This window comes from Corynebacterium sp. 335C, assembly GCF_053525695.1.
Map to the genome: position 1 here is coordinate 384,581 of NZ_JASTTB010000002.1, position 17,954 is coordinate 402,534.

13 protein-coding genes are annotated in these 17,954 nt (G+C 72.5%); 8 read left to right on the top strand and 5 right to left on the bottom strand.

Features of this window, described 5'->3' with window-relative positions:
- Positions 1-9: 9 nt before the first annotated feature.
- The gene (locus tag QQS41_RS08705) at positions 10-1,413 is read right to left on the bottom strand and encodes an MDR family MFS transporter (protein WP_448852554.1); all 1,404 of its coding nucleotides are present in this window, start codon (positions 1,411-1,413) and stop codon (positions 10-12) included.
- Between the two features lie 460 nt (positions 1,414-1,873).
- Here QQS41_RS08705 and QQS41_RS08710 point away from each other — a divergent pair, with 460 nt between their 5' ends.
- The gene (locus QQS41_RS08710; RefSeq protein WP_448852309.1) at positions 1,874-2,464 is read left to right on the top strand and encodes a macro domain-containing protein; all 591 of its coding nucleotides are present in this window, start codon (positions 1,874-1,876) and stop codon (positions 2,462-2,464) included.
- Between the two features lie 73 nt (positions 2,465-2,537).
- Here the strand turns inward: QQS41_RS08710 and QQS41_RS08715 are convergent, their stop codons facing one another.
- A complete protein-coding gene (locus QQS41_RS08715; RefSeq protein WP_448852310.1) occupies positions 2,538-3,908 on the bottom strand; it encodes an MFS transporter in 1,371 nt (456 codons plus the stop codon).
- Between the two features lie 202 nt (positions 3,909-4,110).
- Between QQS41_RS08715 and QQS41_RS08720 the strand changes: the two genes are divergently transcribed.
- The 3 genes from QQS41_RS08720 to QQS41_RS08730 all read left to right on the top strand — a co-directional run bounded on the left by QQS41_RS08720 (position 4,111) and on the right by QQS41_RS08730 (position 8,819).
- Positions 4,111-4,845: an LppP/LprE family lipoprotein gene (locus QQS41_RS08720; RefSeq protein WP_448852311.1), complete on the top strand. Its 735-nt coding sequence runs from the start codon at positions 4,111-4,113 to the stop codon at positions 4,843-4,845.
- 292 nt (positions 4,846-5,137) lie between these two features.
- Positions 5,138-6,583, top strand: a complete 1,446-nt coding sequence (gene thrC, locus QQS41_RS08725) for a threonine synthase (protein WP_448852312.1) — start codon at positions 5,138-5,140, stop codon at positions 6,581-6,583.
- Between the two features lie 286 nt (positions 6,584-6,869).
- On the top strand, positions 6,870-8,819 hold the full coding sequence (locus QQS41_RS08730; protein WP_448852313.1) for an alkaline phosphatase family protein: 1,950 nt from the start codon (positions 6,870-6,872) through the stop codon (positions 8,817-8,819).
- 172 nt (positions 8,820-8,991) lie between these two features.
- Here QQS41_RS08730 and QQS41_RS08735 read toward each other — a convergent pair whose 3' ends face one another.
- Complete coding sequence (locus QQS41_RS08735; RefSeq protein WP_448852314.1) at positions 8,992-10,911, bottom strand: neocarzinostatin apoprotein domain-containing protein; 1,920 nt, start codon at positions 10,909-10,911, stop codon at positions 8,992-8,994.
- A 232-nt stretch (positions 10,912-11,143) separates the two neighbouring features.
- Here QQS41_RS08735 and QQS41_RS08740 point away from each other — a divergent pair, with 232 nt between their 5' ends.
- Both QQS41_RS08740 and QQS41_RS08745 read left to right on the top strand, forming a co-directional pair.
- Complete coding sequence (locus QQS41_RS08740) at positions 11,144-11,770, top strand: DNA-3-methyladenine glycosylase I (protein ID WP_448852315.1); 627 nt, start codon at positions 11,144-11,146, stop codon at positions 11,768-11,770.
- Positions 11,771-12,174: 404 nt separating this feature from the next.
- Positions 12,175-13,686, top strand: coding sequence for a cellulase family glycosylhydrolase (locus QQS41_RS08745; protein WP_448852316.1), 1,512 nt, complete (start codon positions 12,175-12,177; stop codon positions 13,684-13,686).
- Between the two features lie 232 nt (positions 13,687-13,918).
- On the opposite strand, the gene QQS41_RS08750 is transcribed toward QQS41_RS08745, so the two are convergent.
- A complete protein-coding gene (locus tag QQS41_RS08750; RefSeq protein WP_448852317.1) occupies positions 13,919-14,599 on the bottom strand; it encodes a hypothetical protein in 681 nt (226 codons plus the stop codon).
- A 175-nt stretch (positions 14,600-14,774) separates the two neighbouring features.
- On the opposite strand from QQS41_RS08750, the gene QQS41_RS08755 reads away from it, so the two are divergent.
- The gene (locus QQS41_RS08755) at positions 14,775-15,767 is read left to right on the top strand and encodes a CPBP family glutamic-type intramembrane protease (RefSeq protein WP_448852318.1); all 993 of its coding nucleotides are present in this window, start codon (positions 14,775-14,777) and stop codon (positions 15,765-15,767) included.
- A 110-nt stretch (positions 15,768-15,877) separates the two neighbouring features.
- Positions 15,878-16,114, top strand: a complete 237-nt coding sequence (locus QQS41_RS08760; protein WP_448852319.1) for a hypothetical protein — start codon at positions 15,878-15,880, stop codon at positions 16,112-16,114.
- 475 nt (positions 16,115-16,589) lie between these two features.
- Here QQS41_RS08760 and QQS41_RS08765 read toward each other — a convergent pair whose 3' ends face one another.
- Positions 16,590-17,753: a tyramine oxidase subunit B gene (locus QQS41_RS08765; RefSeq protein ID WP_448852320.1), complete on the bottom strand. Its 1,164-nt coding sequence runs from the start codon at positions 17,751-17,753 to the stop codon at positions 16,590-16,592.
- Between the last annotated feature and the right edge of the window lie 201 nt (positions 17,754-17,954).

Consider the following 17,954-nt stretch of genomic DNA (forward strand, 5'->3'; position numbering starts at 1 on the left):
CGGGGGCACCTAGTCCAGATCGATGTGCTCGTGCGCGGGCTTGCGGATGACGGCGGACAGGCCGACGGCGACGAGCATGATGACGCCGCCGACGATGAACGCGACCCGCGTGCCGGCGAACTGCGCGTCGGCGGGGGCGGCCCCGCCGGACGCGGCCGCGCCGAGGCCCACGGTCATCGCGCCGATGAGGACGGCGACGCCGAGGGCGGCGGCCAGCTGCTGGAGGGTGTTGAGGATCGCGGAGCCGTGGGCGTAGAGCTCCTGCGGCAGCGACGACAGCGACAGCGTCATCAGCGGGGTCATCACCAGGGCCAGGCCGACGCAGAGGGCGCAGTGCATGACGATGAGCAGCCAGACCGGGAAGCCGGCGCCCATGGTGGAGAACACCCACAGCGCCGCGGCCATGAGCACGGTGCCCGGGATGACCAGGGGGCGGGGGCCGACGGAGTCGTAGACGCGGCCGATGAAGGGGCTGACGATGCCCTGCAGCACCGCGCCGGGCAGGACGATGAGGCCGGTGGCCAGCGCGGAGACGCCGACGCCGTTCTGCAGGTGCAGCGGCAGGACGGTGACGGTGCCGATGAGCATGCCCAGGCCGATGGCGATGACGGCGACGGACAGGACGAACGTGCGGACGGTCAGCGGGCGCAGGTCCAGCAGGGCGCGGCCCTGCGGGCGGAGCTTCTTCTGGCGCAGCACGAACAGCGTGAGGGCGACGATGCCGACGGCCAGGGCGACCAGCGGCACGTAGGTCGCGCCGGCGATGACCTGGCTCATGGCGCCGATGGCGTAGACCAGGCCGCCGAAGGCGAAGACGGAGATGATGACCGACGGGACGTCGAGGGCGGTGCGGCGGATCTCGCCGACGTTCGGCAGGAACACCAGGCCGCCGACGAGCATGGCGAGGCCGATGGGCAGCATCAGCCAGAACAGCCAGTGCCACGTCGCGTGCTCCAGGATGAAGCCGGACGTCGTGGGGCCGAGCGCGGGCGCGGCGGAGATGGCGACGCCGATGATGCCCATGACGAAGCCGCGCCGGGCGGGCGCGACGATGGTGAGCACGACGGTCATCAGCAGCGGCAGCATGATGGCGTTGCCGGTGGCCTGGATGGCGCGGGCAATCATGAGCACGGGGAACGCCGGGGCGAGCGCCGCGACGAGGGTGCCGATGCTGAAGGCGCCGAGGGCGACCGTCAGCATCGTGCGGGTGCTGAAGCGGTTGAGCAGGTAGCCGGTCGTCGGGATGACGATGGCCATGGTCAGCATGTAGCCGGTGGTCAGCCACTGGGCGGTCGAGGCGGCGATGCCGTAGTCGTCCATGATGTACGGCAGCGCCACCGACAGCAGCGTCTCGTTGAGCAGCATGATCATCGCGCCGAGGACGAGGATGCCGAGCACGAGGCCGGTGCGGATCTCCGGGGCGGGGTCGACGCGATCGGAGTCGACGGCGGTCGCGGGCGCGGGTGCGCCGTCGTCCGCCGCGGCCGGGCCGGGTCGGGTGTGCTGGTTCGGGGTGCCGTCGTCGTTCCGCTGGGCCACGGATCGCCGCCTTCCTGTCGTCATGGGGACCGGGATCGCGCGCGGGCCGCGGGGGAGTCGTCGACTCCGCCGGCGGCCCATCATGCGGATCACGATGATCCGCCGTCATCGACGTGTGCGCAAATCGGGTGGGACGCCCCCGGATCCGCATCATCACGGCGGAACAGGGTGCCGGAGCGACGATTGTCGGGGCCGGATCGTCGTCCGCCGAATGCGGTGACCTGCGTCGCAGTAACCCGATCCACCCCCGGCGGGCCGCCCCACCTGCGCAAATGCGCCCGTAGATATCGTGGTGGAAAGTATGGCGCACCGCCCCGGCGATAGACTGGGGCTCATGAGCCTCCGAGATGAACCGCCCCAGACCGCCGTCCGCATCGTCCGCGCCGACATCACGACCCTGTCCGTCGACGCGATCGTCAACGCCGCCGACCACAAGCTGCTCGGCGGCGGCGGGGTCGACGGGGCGATTCACGCGGCGGCCGGCCCGTCGCTCCTGCGCGAGTGCCGCGACCTGCGGGCGGGCCGCTTCCCGGTCGGGCTGGCCGCCGGCGGGGCCGTCGCGACGGGGGCGGGAGATCTGGACGCGAAGTGGGTCATCCACGCAGTCGCCCCGAACCGCCACATCGGTGAGCGCCGCCCGGAGCTGCTGCGCCGGGCGTTCAGGTCCGCGTTCGACGAGGCGCAGGCCGTCGGCGCGGAGACGGTCGCCGTGCCGGCGCTCGGCGCGGGCGCGTTCGGCTGGGACGCGGAGACGGTCGCGGAGGTCGCCCGCCGCGTCATCGAGTCGGGCTCCATCGTCGGCTACTGGCCGACCATCCGGGAGGTGACGTTCTGCGTCTTCACCGACGCCGTCGAGAAGGCGTTCCGGGGGAAGTTCCCGGACGCCGGCGGCGCGGACGGCGACGCCGAGGTCGTGGGGGAGTAGGGCGCCGTCCCCGCGGGGTGCGCCGGGGGAGCGGCGCGGGTGCCGTCGTCACGCGACGGCGCGCTGACCCGGGCTACGCCCGCAGCGTCGTGCGGCGGCGGGGGCGGCGGTGCGTCAGCCAGGACGACGCCGCGAGGCCGACGAGGCCGACGGCGATGACGCCGACGATGCCGACCATGTAGGCGGCGCGGAAGTCGTCCCACTCCCACGGGCCGCCGCCGGCGGAGGCGTCGAGGACGATGCCGATGATCTGCGCGGCGATCATCGTCGCGGTGAAGCCGCCCATGTTGGACAGGCCGGTGCCGGCGGCGAGGGCGCGGCGGTCGACGCGCTCGCGGACGGTGTCGAAGCCGATGTTCGCCACCGGCGTGATGACGGCGACGGGGATGAGGATGGCCAGCAGCCCGAACGCGGTGCGCGGCTCGTCGGAGGCCATGAGCGTCGTCCAGCCGACGATCATGAGCACGCCGACGGCCAGCGCCAGAAGGTCGCGGCGGCGGCCCGCCCAGCCGGACAGCATGCCGATGAACGGGCTGGCGATGATGCCCGCGACCGTCACGGTCACCAGCGTCACCGACGCCGTCGGCTGGTCCAGGCCCATGCCCAGCGTCATCAGCGGCATGCCCCACAGCAGCGCGAAGGTGTTGACGCCCATGAGGCCCACCCAGTGCGTGAAGAAGCCCTGCCAGCAGGCGGGGTGCTTGACGACGACGCGGAGCGCCGCCCACGGCCCCAGCCGATCCTCCGGCGCGGCGGCCTTCCTCTTCCTCTCCTTCCTGGCCTTCCGGGGGTCGCGGAGGCCGGCCTCGGCGGGGGTGTCGCGCACCAGCACGGCGGCGAGCAGGGCGATGAGCACACCGACGGCGGCCAGCGACGTGAACGCCGGGGTCCAGCCGGCGGCGGTGAGCAACGCCAGGAAGGGCACGGCGGAGAGGAACTGGCCCATCTGGCCGATGGCGCTGGTCAGCTGCGTCAGCAGGGGCGTGCGGCGCATGTCGAACCAGGCGGGCAGCAGGCGCATCACCGACAGGAACGCGGTGGCGTCGCCGGCTCCGATGAGGACGCGGGCGCCGATGGCGACGGGGTACGACGCCGTCAGCGCCAGGATGAGCTGGCCGGCGGCCATGAGCAGCGCACCGTACATCAGCAGGCGGCGGGCGCCGAAGCGGTCGATGAGGATGCCGACCGGGATCTGGGAGACGGAGTAGACGCCGACCTGGACGGCCGTGAACACGGCCAGCTGGGTGGCGTCGACGCCGAACCGGTCGACGGCCTGGACTCCGGCGACGCCGAAGGACGTGCGGCCCAGGACTGCGACGAGGTAGACGGCCACGGCGACGCCCCACACGGCCAGCGCGCGGCCCTTGGCGGGCCTGTGTTCGGCGGTGGCGGGGGAGGTCGTCGGAGTCGTCTTTCGCGTCGTGTTCTGGGCTGGATCGGTCACGGGCGGGGATTGTATCGGGGAAATCCGGAGTTTTTTCGGGCGGGTCGCGTGCGCGCGTGCGCATACGCGCAAATGGGGGCGGGTCCTGGGGCTTTCCCGCGACATGGCGTGTCCGCGACCGCATGACCTGCGGGGACGTGAATCACCGTCATTTATGGGTTGAGCCTTGAGGGCCGACTTGACGGCTTCTACGTTCGGCCCCATGAAGGCGAACAAGAAGAGGACCATGCACATCGCGGTGGCCGTTCCTGCCGCGCTTCTGATGACGACGGCCTGCGCGTCCACCGACGCGGACGGCGCCCTCGGCGGCGCCGACGCGAAGGCGACGAGCGTGACGTCCGCCCCCGCCCCGGGCGGCGACGACGCGGCCGGAAAGGACGGGGAGGCCGGCGGGAACGGCGCCGGCGGCGGCAACGGCGGCAACGGCGGCGGCGACGCCGGCACGACCGTCACCACCGTGACCGAGACCGCGGGCAACGGCGGCGGCAACAATGGCTCCGGCGGCAACGGCGGCGGCAACGGCGGCGACGGCAACTGCGAGGCCACGACCGCCCAGGAGGCGATGGACGCCCACATCGGCTCCGTCCCGCCCCCGCCCACCGGCGGCGGCTGGCGCTACGTCGAGGACACCTTCGACACCTGCAGCGACCTGACCTACATCCGGCTGGAGCAGGCGCACCAGGGCAACTCGCAGTTCGCGACGAAGCTCATGTTCTTCCACAAGGGCGAGTACCTGGGCGTCGACACGAACAACGCGCAGCAGGTGCAGTCCATCACCGCCGACGGAAAGTCCATCCAGGTCGTCTACCGCGACTGGGAGCAGATGGAGAAGGACGGCGCCGCCAACGTCGAGGCCCCGCGGTACAACCAGGACGTGCGCTTCTACTGGGACGGCGAGAAGGTCGCCCACGAGGGCCACATCCCCGGCGACAACTGACCTGGGCTCCGAACCCGGCTCCGCGGCCGGCCCCGCGCCGGCCGCGCCCGCGCCGCGCACGTGACCGCGTGACCCGCGCGGCAGACGACGAGCCCCCAACCGCGCCCCGCCCGGCCTCCCGGGCGGGGCGCCCGGCTGCGCGCCGCCGCGCGCCGCGGCCGGGGCGGGCCGCGCGCGGAGCGGGCAGCGGGGGCGCCGCGGCGCGGCACCCGTCGTCAAGCAACCACGGACGTCGCCCCCGACCCGGCGACCCGGGCCCGCGGCACCCCGCCCACCCGCTAACATCCACCCCGTGGACTACATCTCGACGCGCGACCCCCAGGCGGCCCCGGCCCGCTTCTCCGACATCCTGCTCGGCGGACTCGCCCCCGACGGCGGCCTGTACCTGCCGGCGGAGTACCCGCAGCTGGACGACGCGACGCTGACGCGCTGGCGCGGCGTCCTCGCCGACGGCGGCTACGCGGCGCTGGCGGCGGAGGTGCTGAAGCTCTTCGTCGACGACATCCCGGCGGAGGACATCGAGGCGATCACCGCCCGTGCCTACTCGACGCCGAAGTTCTCCGACCCGGACATCGTGCCGGTGACGGAGCTGGAGGACGGCCTGCACATCGGCCACCTGTCCATGGGCCCGACCGCGGCGTTCAAGGACATGGCGATGCAGCTGCTCGGCGAGCTCTTCGAGTACGAGCTCGCCCGCCGCGGCGAGACCCTCAACATCCTGGGCGCCACCTCCGGCGACACCGGCTCGTCGGCGGAGTACGCGATGCGCGGCCGCACCGGCATCCGCGTCTTCATGCTCACCCCGGCGGGGCGCATGACGCCGTTCCAGCAGGCGCAGATGTTCGGCCTCGACGACCCGAACATCTTCAACATCGCCCTGGACGGGGTGTTCGACGACTGCCAGGACGTCGTCAAGGCCGTCTCGGCGGACGCGGCGTTCAAGCGGGACAACCGCATCGGCGCGGTGAACTCCATCAACTGGGCGCGCCTGATGGCGCAGATCGTCTACTACGTGTCCTGCTGGATCCGCCTGACGGACTCCAACGACCAGCGCGTCAGCTTCTCCGTCCCGACGGGCAACTTCGGCGACGTGTGCGCCGGGCACATCGCGAAGGCGATGGGCCTGCCGGTCGACCGCCTCATCGTCGCGACGAACGAGAACGACGTCCTCGACGAGTTCTTCCGCACCGGCAACTACCGCGTGCGCACCTCGGAGGAGACCGAGGCGACGTCCAGCCCGTCGATGGACATCTCCCGCGCCTCCAACTTCGAGCGCTTCATCTTCGACCTGCTGGACCGCGACGCCGACCGCGTCGCCGACCTGTTCGGCGTGAAGGTCAAGGAGGGCGGCTTCTCCCTCGTCGACGACGCCGCGTTCCCGGACGCCTCCGCCGTCCACGGCTTCCTGTCCGGCAAGTCGACGCACGCCGACCGCATCGCGACCATCCGCGACATCCACGAGCGCCTCGGCGTCATGGTGGACCCGCACACCGCCGACGGCATCCACGTCGCCCGCGGCCTGCGCGACCGCGTCTCCACGCCCATCGTGTGCCTGGAGACGGCGCTGCCGGTGAAGTTCTCCGAGACCATCCTCGAGGCCACCGGCCGCGAGCCCGACGTCCCCGAGCGCTTCGCGGGCATCATGGACGCCGGCCGGCACGTGACGGACCTGCCGAACGACGCCGGCGTCGTCAAGCGCTTCATCGAGGAGTCCATCGCGGGCACCGACGTGCGGTAGCGCGGTCCGCGCCGCGTGCGCGTCACGTGGGGTCCGCGCGTGGTGCTTTGCGACGGGGCCCGCCCCGGCTGTTCCGGCCGGGTCGGGCCCCGTTTCCCGTGCGGCGCGCCGGACGGCGCCGGCGTGCCCCGCGGAGCCGTCGTCGCCGGATCCCCGTCCGATGACGCCGACCCGGGCGAAATCGGAGCGGGGCGAACCGAAGTGACGGCGGGGGCGGACACCGGCCGGGACACCTGCGCGTTCCCCGGAATGCGGGAGCGGCCCTGGGGCCCTACGGTCCCTTCCCATGGCCACCTCACCCCGCCGCCCGTCCCGCCATTCCCGCCGCCACTTCCTCGGTCTCACCGCCGCGACCGGAGCCGTCGCCGGCGCCGCCACGCTCCTGCCGCCGTCGCTGGTGCACGCGCTGCAGCGGCCCCGGCCGGAGGGCTCGCTCGACGACGTGGAGCACGTCGTCGTGTTCATGCAGGAGAACCGCAGCTTCGACCACTACTTCGGCACGATGCGCGGCGTCCGCGGATTCGCCGACGCCTCGGCCCTGCCCGGCGTGTTCGACCAGGACGGGGTCCGCCCCTTCCGCATCCGCGACGCCGCCAACCGCGGCGAGCTGTCCGTGGAGTACATCGCCTCCCTCCCGCACGGGTGGGAGGACGGCCAGCAGGCCCTCGCGGGCGGCCGGTGCGACGGCTGGATCGGCGCCAAGGGCCGCGGCACGATGGCCTGCTACGACCGGACGGACATCCCGTTCCAGTTCGCGCTGGCCGAGACGTTCACGGTGTGCGACCACTACTTCTGCTCGTGCCCGACGTCGACGAGCCCCAACCGGAACTACCTGTTCTCCGGCACGAGCGGGGACGAGCCGTGGGGCGGGCGCGCGGTTGGCAACGCCGCGTACGAGCCGATCCACCCCGGCTACGCGTGGCGCAACTACGCCCAGGACCTGGGGGACGCCGGCGTCGACTGGCGGGTGTTCCAGGAGTGGGACAACTACACCGACAACAACCTCGACTTCTTCCGGGACTTCCGGTCGATCGGCACCCGTGCGGTGAAGGCCGCGGGGGAGGAGGGGCCCGACCTCACCGGCTTCTTCGACACGCTCCGCGAGGAGGCCGGCGACGAGCCCGGGCGGGAGCACCTGGACCGGGCGCAGCGCGTCCATGATGCGGCGGCCGCGCTCGGCGAGGCGGAGCGCGACATCTACGACCGTGCGCTGTACCGAGGCGAGCCGGGCTCGCTGGTGCCGCGGTTCCGCCGGGCCGTCGAGTCGGGGACGCTGCCGCAGGTGTCCTGGATCGTCACCACCGCGGCCGATTCGGAGCATCCGTCGGCGTCGTCGCCGGTGCAGTCGTCCAGCATCACGTACAAGCTGCTCGACATCCTGGCGTCGAACCCGGAGACGTGGGCGAAGACGGTCGTCCTCATCATGTTCGACGAGTTCGACGGCTACTACGACCACGTGGTCCCGCCCCTGCCCCCGGAGGGCGAGCCGGACGAGTGGTACCTCGGCAAGCCCATGGGCCTGGGCTTCCGCGTCCCCATGACCGTCATCTCGCCGTGGTCGGCCGGCGGCCGCGTGTGCTCCGAGGTGCTCGACCACACGTCGGTCATCCGGTTCCTGGAGCGCGTCACCGGCGTCGAATGCGCGAACATCTCCGATTGGCGGCGCCGCATCTGCGGGGACCTCGTGAACACGCTCGACTTCTCCCGCTCCGATGGTCTGACGGTGCCGGAGCAGCCCGGGCCGGTGCCGCCCTTCGTGGAGCGCTGGGAGGCCGAGCCCGGCGGGGATTTCCCCGGGCAGGAGGAGGGCTCCTCAGTCGCCCTGCCGACGCCGTACAAGCTGGACGCGGCGGTCGTCGACGGCGTCCTCCGCCTGGTCAACGACGGGGAGCGGGACGCCGTGTTCTCCGTGCACCGCGACGGGGGCGTCAGCCACCACACCGTCCGGGGGACCGAGGAGGTCGATCTCGGCGGCGACGATCACGTCACGATCTGCGGCCCCGACCGTTTCCTGCGCGTGCTGAGGTTCGCGCCGGGCGCCTCGACCGCGCGGCTGGAGCTGGACCACGCCAACCGCACGCTGCGCGCGGGCGACCATGACCTGACGCCGACGCAAGTCCGCGACGGCTGGTACGAGGTCACGGTCGACGCCCCGGAGGGACGCCAGTTCTTCACCGGCCGCCTGGAGAACGGCGCCGCCACCGCGACGTGCCCGTTCCGCGCGGACAACGGGTAGGGGAGCGTGACGACGGGGCCCGCCCCCGGCCGCGATGGCCGGGGCAGGCCCCGTCGATCGGATGGACCCGCTTTCGGCCACTCCGACCCGGTTCTAATGGGGTCGGAACGGCCGGAAGCGGGTCCGGATGGCGGCCGGGTTCGCCGGCCGCCGTCACGTCGGGCGTCGCGCGCTAGACGTCGTAGTGCGGGTCGTCGTCGTAGTCGACGTCGCGCGGGGCGTCGGCCTTGCCGGTCCTGCGGCCGAACGCGAAGCCGACGCCGACCAGCAGGCCGCCGATGATGGCGCCGATGATGCCGGAGCTCACCGCGGCGAGCGGGGAGACGGCGCTGGTGGACTCGACGTCCGCGGCGTTGGCGCTGTTTCCGCCCTTGCCCATGTTGCCGCGCTCGCGCTCCTTGGCCTCCTGCTCCTTCTCCAGCTCGGCGGAGCGCTCGCGGGCCGCGGCCTTCTCCTCCTCGGAGCCGGCGACGGCCAGGTCGGTGGCGGTGTCCTGGGAGCGGTCGGAGGAGCCGTGGGCCGCGAAGGTGAACAGGGCGCACTGGTTGTCGACGCAGTTGCCGCCCGGGAAGACGGCCTCGGCGTCGACGGTGGTGGTGAAGGAGCCGCCCTCGCCCATCTCGGAGGCCTTGACGAACACGGCGCCGCTGAAGACGGACGCGTCGACGTGGCTGAACTTGGACTTCTCGGCGACGCCGACGTAGATGCCGGGGCCGTCGGTGGAGAAGCCGGTGCCGGTGACGGTGATCGGGGTGACGCCCTCCGGCGACAGGGTCGTGGTGGAGAGGTTGACCGTCAGGTCGCCGGAGTGGGTGGTCGCGCCGGTGGCGGAGGCGCCCGCGGCGGTGCCGGAGCCGGAGCCGGTGGAGGTCGTCGAGCCGGAGCCCGAGCCGGAGGCGGTGGCGGTGGTGGTGGAGTTGCCGCCGCCGTAGTTGCCGCCGGTGGCGCCCGCGCCGCCGCCGGAGCCGCCGGCGGCCATGGCCGGGGCGGTGGCGGACGGGCCGACGCCGCCCGTGAAGCCGACGCCGACGGCCGCGTCCTGGGAGCGGTCGGAGGAGCCGTGCGCGGCGAAGGTGAAGACGGAGCACTGGTTGGCCAGGCAGTCGTTGCCGTTGCCCGTGGCCTTCACCGGGAACTGCTTGCTGAAGGAGCCGTCGGAGCCCATCTCGGAGGAGCGGACGAAGATGGCGTCGATGAACGCGTCCTGGTTGGTGGAGCTGAACTTGTCGTTCTGCGCCAGGGCGACGTAGATGCCCGGGCCGGAGGTCTTGTAGCCCTTGCCGGAGACGGTGACGGTGTCGCCGTCCGGGTTCAGGCCGGTGTACGGGCTGACGGTGACGGAGGCGCCGGAGGCGGTGGTCGCGGAGCCGTTGCCGGTGGCCTGGGAGCCGCCCGCGGAGGCCGCGCCCGCGCCGTCGCCGTTGCCGCCGTCGCCGCCGGCGGAGTTGCCCTGGCCGCCGCCGTTGCCGCCCTGGCCGCCGTTGCCGCCCTGGCCGCTGCCGGCGCCCGGGTGGGTGCCGCCGTTCTCGCCCGGGGTCGGGGCCTTCGCGTCGGAGGCGAAGCTGATGGGCGCCCAGTGGTCCTGGGTGCGGTCGACGAGGTTCGGGAAGGCGGTGAACGACGCGACGTAGCACTGCGTGGAGCGGCAGTCGACGTCGTTGAAGCCGGTGTTGACCGGCATCTCGGCGGTGAACTCGCCGTTGTCGTCCGGGGTGACCTTGACGGCCTCGCCGTAGTTGGAGGGGAAGCCGGAGGACGGCTTCTCGATGGTCTGCGTGAGGTAGACGCTGTCGCCCGGGCGGTAGCCCTTGCCGCGGATGGTCAGCGTCTCGCCGTCCTGCAGGTCGTCGCTCTTGGACAGCTCGAAGGACGGGCCCTCCTGGTTCTGGTCCTTGCCCGGCAGCGGGAAGGGCAGGTCGGAGGAACCGGGGAGCTCCGGGAACTCGAACGCCGGCGGGCTCGCGGCGGCGGTCGGGGCGACGGCGAGCGGGGCGATGGCCAGCACCAGCGCGGAGGCGCCGGTCACGCCGGCGGTGCGGCGCAGGTTCCGGTGGGCGGGGCGCCCGGCCGGGGTGCTGTCGTACTTCTTCACGTGACTCCTCCACGGGTCGGCAGCGCCATGAGGCGGGTAAACCAAATCGACAGCAGCCTAACCTAAAACAAAGCTGAATGACGAAACCGATTTCGCGTTGGGGGACGTGACCTCGATCTCGTCTGCGCTGGGGCGACGCCGGGTTTCCGGGTGGCCGCGGGCCCGGGGCGTCGTCACGCGGGGACCCGGTCCCCGCGCGGTGCGGCGCGCGCGGCGCGCTACGGTTCCCGTCATGGAGGAGAGCGTGACGACGGCCGCCCCATCCGGCCTGGTCGTGGGCGACGACGGGCTGGCGCGGCCGGCCTGGGCGGCCGCCGACCCGATGCTGCGGGACTACTACGACCGGGAGTGGGGGATGCCGGTGCGCGACGAGCGGGGGCTGTTCGAGCGCCTGAGCCTGGAGGCGTTCCAGTCGGGGCTGTCGTGGACGGTCATCCTGCGCAAGCGCGACGGGTTCCGGCGGGCGTTCGCGGGCTTCGACCCGGACGCCGTCGCGGCATTCGGGGAGGGCGACGTGGAGCGACTGATGGCCGACGCGTCGATCGTGCGGAACCGGCGGAAGATCGAGGCGACCATCGGCAACGCGCGGGCGACGGTGGCGCTGCGCGGCGAGGGGCCGGGCGGCGGCGGGCTCGCGGAGCTCATCTGGGCGCACAAGCCGGAGGCGACGCCCGCGCCGCGGACGATGGCCGAGGTGCCGACGACGTCGCCGGAGTCGGAGGCGCTGGCGAAGGAGCTGAAGCGCCGGGGCTTCCGCTTCGTCGGGCCGACGACGATGTTCGCGCTCATGGAGGCCGTCGGCATCGTCGACACGCATCTCGCGGGCTCGCACCGGAGGGGCAGCTCGGGCGTCTGGTGACGGCGCGCGGGGAGCGTCGTCACGCACCGGGGTGCGGGGGCCGCGCGCAACGGGGTGCGGGAACTGCCTGCACCCGTGCGCGGGGCGCGATAGCGGGGCCGCGCGGACGCGTCCCGGGGGTGCGCAACCGGGCATGGAATCGCGGGATCGCGCGAGAGCACGCCCGTTTCCGGACGTGTTACGGGGGTGGCGATGAATCGATCGGGCCACCCCCGGGCCGCCATTGTGAAACGCGCCGTCACGCCTGGTAGCTGGGGATTTTTCCCGGCAAATGCACCGTGTGGCGCACGTCATGGTCACTTCTGTTAACAGGTGTTTCGCGGCGTACCGGATCCTCTATTTCGGGCGGTAGCTTGAAGGAGGCAACAGCTCAACGGACATCATCGTCAGGAAAGGGGATCCAGATGAGCAGGATCCGCACGATCGCGTCGGCCCTCGCGGCCGCGGCGCTGATCGGCACCATCGGCGCGGGCTCCGCCGCCGCCGAGATCGAGGCCCCGCAGGCGGGCGCGACCATCGTCGACCGCGGCGCCATCGGCCAGGCCGGCAAGTGGTACACCGACGGCGACGGCCGCGCGTTCCTCACCGCGGGCGTCAACATGGTGTACAAGCACCACCCGTACACCCCGGAGGCCGGCGGCTTCAACGAGGACGACGCGCAGTGGCTGGCGGACAACGGCTTCGACTCCGTGCGCCTGGGCATCATCTGGAAGGCCGTCGAGCCGGAGCCCGGCGTCTACGACGACGAGTACCTGGCCTCCATCCGCCGCACCGCGGACCTGCTGACCAGCCGCGGCATCGCGGTGCTCATCGACGCCCACCAGGACATGTACAACGAGCGCTTCGAGGGCGAGTTCGCCCCCGACTGGGCGGTCATCGACGACGGCGTGCCGTCCGTGCTGAAGGTCGGCTTCCCGACCAACCAGGTCGTCAACATCGGCCTGCTGCGTGCCTACGACAACTTCCTGGCCAACCGCGAGGGCCCGGGCGGCGTCGGCCTGCAGGACCGCTACGCCAACATGTGGTCCCACGTCGCCGCGTACTTCGCGGACATGCCGGGCCTGATGGGCTTCGACATCATCAACGAGCCGTGGCCCGGCTCCGCGTACCCGCTGTGCTACCTGGCCATGGGCGACTGCGGCCCGGCCTCCGACAAGCTGAACGAGCTGCACGAGAAGGTCGGCCAGGCCATCGTGGCGCAGGACCCGGACGCGATCGTCCACTACGAGCCGTACTCGATGTGGAACATGGGCTTCAACACCCGCCCGGCCCGCCCGAACGTCGACAACGCGGCCCTGAGCTGGCACGTCTACTGCCCGACGAACGCCGTCGCCGGCACGTACCACGGCTGCGGCATCCCGGACGGCGCGACGTTCAACAACGCCTCCTCGCTGTCCGGCGCGCAGGGCAGCGCGACGCTGCTGTCGGAGTTCGGCGCGACCGATGACGCCCCGACGCTGAACGGCGTCCTGGGCCTGGCCCGCGAGCACATCACGGGCTGGCAGTACTGGTCCTACTGCGGCTGCAACGACCCGACGACGCAGAACCAGCGCGAGCAGGGCATCGTCGCCGACCCGCTGGTGCCCGGCCCGGTGACCCCGGACGCGGTGAACCAGGACAAGCTGGCCATCCTCGCGGCGCCGCATGCCCGCGCGGTCGCCGGCACCCCGACGGCGACCAGCTGGGACGGCTCCGCGAAGGTCTACGAGGTCTCCTGGACCGCCGACCGCGTCGACGGCGCCGGCGTGTTCGGCCCGGGCTCGGTCTCCGAGATCGTGGTCCCCGCCATCAACTTCCCGAACGGCTACCGCGTCGAGGTCACCGGTGGCCAGGTCGTCTCCGCCCCGAACGAGATGAGCCTGCAGATCGCCTCCGACGGCACCGGCCCGGTCACCGTGAAGGTGCTGCCGGCGTAGCCCGCGCGCGCATGGCGTGACGACGCCCCCGGGCCCCGCATCCCGCCGGATGCGGGGCCCTCGCCGTGTGCGGGTGGCGGTGCATGACGACGGGACCCGCGCGGCTCGCCGGTCAGACGCTCGGCCTGCGTGGGCCGCCGGGCCCGCGGGACGGCGCCCGCGGGACGGCGCCCGCGGGACGGCGCCCGCGGGACCCGCGGCCGCCGCGCCGCGCGCCCGGTCACCCTCCCCGTCAGGCGGTGGGGGAGGGGCCGGGGCGGTGGACGTCGTCACGCGCATCCCGCTCCAGCCGGTCGAGGCGCTCCGCGATGGTCTCCAGCGTGCGGTGCACCCGCCGCACCTCGTCCGACAGCTTGTCCACGTCCGACTTCAGGAACAGCTGCCCGTGCAGCAGCAGGGCGTTCAGCTCGAACTCGTCGCGGTAGCGCTGCCCCTTGCCGTCCCGGTACTCCAGCGCGATGCGCTGATCGACGGGCACGCCCTCCGCCGACACCGTCGAATCGATGCCGTCGCGATGCGGGGTGTAGAGCGCGTGGACCGTCGAAAAACCCGGCGGCCACGTCGAGAACGTCTTGTCCACCAGGATGCGCTTCACGATGTCCGCCAGCGACGCCTCCGGCCGGCCGATGCCCGGGGCGGAATTCGCCTCGATGACGTCGGGGTCGAGCGTCGGCAGGGGAGGGTCGAAGGTGATGCGCACGTCGTGCGCCGACTTCGCGCCGACATTCGCGATGCGCACCTCCAGCGACTGCAGCGGATCCACCGGCCGCTCGTAGTAGGCGGCCATCACCGGGCGGTTCGTCGCCCGGTACTCCTTGCGCATCTCCTGGATCTTCGCGATCGCCGCCCATGCCGCCACCACCGCGACGATCGGGGTGAGGATCGGCGCAATCTGATCGAGCAGGTGCAGCATCGCGACCGTCCTTTCCCCGGGGACGCGCGGCGGGCCGAATCCCGTCGCTTCCAGGGCCGATCCTGGACCCGGCAGCGGGCAGGGGGAGGGGTGTGACGGGCATCGCACACGGCGTCCGGGATTCTTGATCGATGTTTAAGCGTCCTCTTGTCACACCCCCGTAGCTTGGCGCCCCATGACCAACCGAACCCCGGCCGGCGCGGGCGACACCGCCGGCCATGACACCGGCATCGCCGCTTCCGCCACCGGACCCGCCACAGACGCCCCCGCCACCGGCCCCGCAGGAGACGCCGTCCACCCGCTGCGCCGCGCCATCCCCGAGATCGCCGTCGCCATCGCCGTCCACGCCCTCATCTCCGCCATCGGCTTCGGGCTGCTCGCCCGCAACGGCATCGGCTACACCGACGCCCCCATCCTCTGGTGGGGCATCCCGCACATGATCGTCACAGCCCTGTGGGTGTGGGTCATCCAGCGCCGCCACTTCTCCGGGCACCGCCTGTGGCCCGACGGCTTCCGCGAGGCCACCGCACGCCGCGTCGCGCTCTGGCCGGTCCACACGTGGGCGCTGCGCGTCCTGCTCATCTCCGTCGTCGTGTCCATCGCCGCGACCTTCGTCGAATCCGGCGTCCGCGGCCTGTTCCACCCGATGATCATCAGCGCCCTCATCCTGTCGCTGCTCATCGGCTTCAGCGAGGAGGGCCTGTACCGCAAGTTCATCCTCGACCGTGCAGGCGACGGCACGACGTCCAAGGTGCTGTTCCTGCTGGCCTCCGCGCTGCTGTTCGGCTTCGTGCGCATGGTCAACGTCACCACCGGCATGGCCGCCGCCGACGCCCTCAACCAGTCGCTCTCCGCCGTCGTCGTCGGCCTCTTCTACCTGGAGACCCGAAGCCTTTTCGTCCTCGCCCTCTGGCACGCCAACGTCGACTTCCAGCTCTTCGCCACCCACCTCGGCGACGCCACCGGGGACACCCTCTACGCCGCGCCCGTCATCGGCATCGTCGTCGACGGCGCCGCCATCGTCCTGCTCGTCGCCTGCCTGGCGAGCATGGCGCAGCGGGCGCTCGGGCAGCGTCGCGCCCGGAAGACCGCGCAGGCCCGGACCGCCGCCCCCGCCGGCGGGCTGCGCCACCTATCCGGCGCGGACCCGCACGCCGCCGCGCACTGACGCGGCACGCCGGGCCCGCGGCCGGATGGCGACGTCCCGGACAATCCGGGGCGGCGACATCCGCACGCGTCCCGCGCCCCGACACGGGCGCGGGGGTCAGGAGAACGGCCATGCAGCCCGTTCACGTCCCCGCCCACCGCATCCGCCAGGTCCTCGAGGAGGACCGCGAGTGGATCACCGCCCACGTCCTCGCCGACTGGGAGTACGACGCGGCCCGCCGCGTCCTCGTCCTCCGCGCCGGCGAGTGGACCGAGCACGCCGGCGACTGCTCCGTGACCGTCGACCCGGACGGGGTGCTCGCCTTCGAGCCGCCCGCCGGCGCGGACGAGGACGGCGACGTGGAGTAGCCCGCGCACGCGACGACGCCCCGGCCGACCTCGACGTCCGCCGGGGCGTCGTCATGCTTCCTGGTTAGGGGCCGTTTTCGGGCCGGGGCGCCGAATCGCCCGCTGCGGCGTTTTCGCGCGATGTCCGGGCCCCAGTTCCGGAACGCCCCTCCACCCGTCCACGGCCCGTTCAGCGCCCTTTCCGGCGATGCCGATTCCGGGGGCCGGAGAACGCCCGGCCGCCGTACCGGCGAGTGCCCCTCGCCCCCCCTCCGGCCGGTGCCCCAAGGGCATTCGTCGGTACGTTTCGGGGCCGATTCCGTACCGGCCAGTGCCCTTGGGCGCGCAGCCGGGGCGGGTGAAGGACATTCGTCGGTACGCGGGGGCTTTTCGCTGGCCCGCCGCGCTCCGGATCGCCCCCCTTTCCGCTGTCCGAGGCCGTTCGACGGGCGTCGGACGCGGAGTGCCGTGGCGGCGCGAGACTTCCGCGCCGGGCCTAGCTCAGGACCGGGTTCTCCCACAGGTTCAGCGTCGTGCCGATGCCCTTCGCCTTCGCGTTCTCCAGCACGTCATGCGCCCACGCGACGTCCTCCACCGGCATGCCGCCAATGGAGTAGCAGAAGATCTGCTCCGCGTTCTCGCGGCCCGGGGCGCGGCCGGCGGCGATGTCGCCGATGTTGACCAGGCGCTCCTTCGGCAGCGTGCCCTCCTCGGCCATGTCCCACCAGCGGTTGCCCGGGATGCCCAGCAGGCGCTCGTAGGTGACGTTCGGGCCGTTCTCGTTGAACCACTCCTCGTACAGGCCCGTGTAGTCCACGACGAGGTTGGCGTCGTCGGAGGTGATGAAGTCGTCGTCGAAACGCGCCGCAGCGGGGCACAGGACGAGCGCGCCCGGCTTGATCCACTCCTTCTTGAAGTACGGGAAGCCCGACGGGCCGTCCTGCGACGTCGACGTGCCGGCGATGAGGATGTCGGAGCCCTCGATGGCCGCCTGCTCCGAATCGACGATCTCCACCGAGTCCAGCTGCGGGTACTTCTCCGTGAAGTACTCCGCCACGCGCTGCGTCGACTTGGGGGAGCGGCCCTTGATCTTCAGCTTCTTGATGCCCGGCCGCTGGGAGATGGCGGCGTCGAAGATCGTGCGGCTCATGACGCCCGGGCCGATGATGCCGACCGTCTCCGCGTCCTCCACGGCCAGGTGCTTGACGCCCACGCCCGGCACGGCGCCCGTGCGGTAGGCCGACAGCAGGTTCGCCGACATGATGGCCGTCGGCGCGCCCGTCACCGCGTCGTTCAGCACGAAGACGTGGATGGAGCGCGGCAGGTCATGCTCGCGGTTCTCCGTGTTGGAGCCGTACCACTTCACGCCGGAGGCGCGGAAGCGGCCGCCCAGGTACGCCGGCATCGCCATGAAGCGGCGGTCCGGGCCGTTGGCGGGCATGCCCTCGTGCTCCGGGTCGTCCGGGAAGTTCACCTGCGCGCCGTGGGAGTTCGCCGACGCGCCGGCCATGCGGTAGTCGCCGTCGGCCAGCAGGATCAGGGTCTCCTCCATCGTCTCCACGCAGGCGGCGGAGTCGGTCACGCCGGCCTCGATCATGTCGGGCTCGGAGAGGTAGAGGAAGTCGATGCGGGGCATGCCGTCGTACGGGTCGCGGGTCATGGCGTCCTTTCGGTCGTGTCGGCCGTATCGGTCTGGTCGGGTCGGGCGGGCGGGCGCCGGAGCGGCGTCCGAAGGCTGGCGCCGGGGCCGGCGGGAAGCGGTCGCGGCGGACACGGCCGCGCCGCCGGCCGCGCCGGGCCGTGCGGCCGCCGGGTGCGGCGGCGCCGGGCCGGTGCGGGTCCCGCCGTCACGCAACTCATG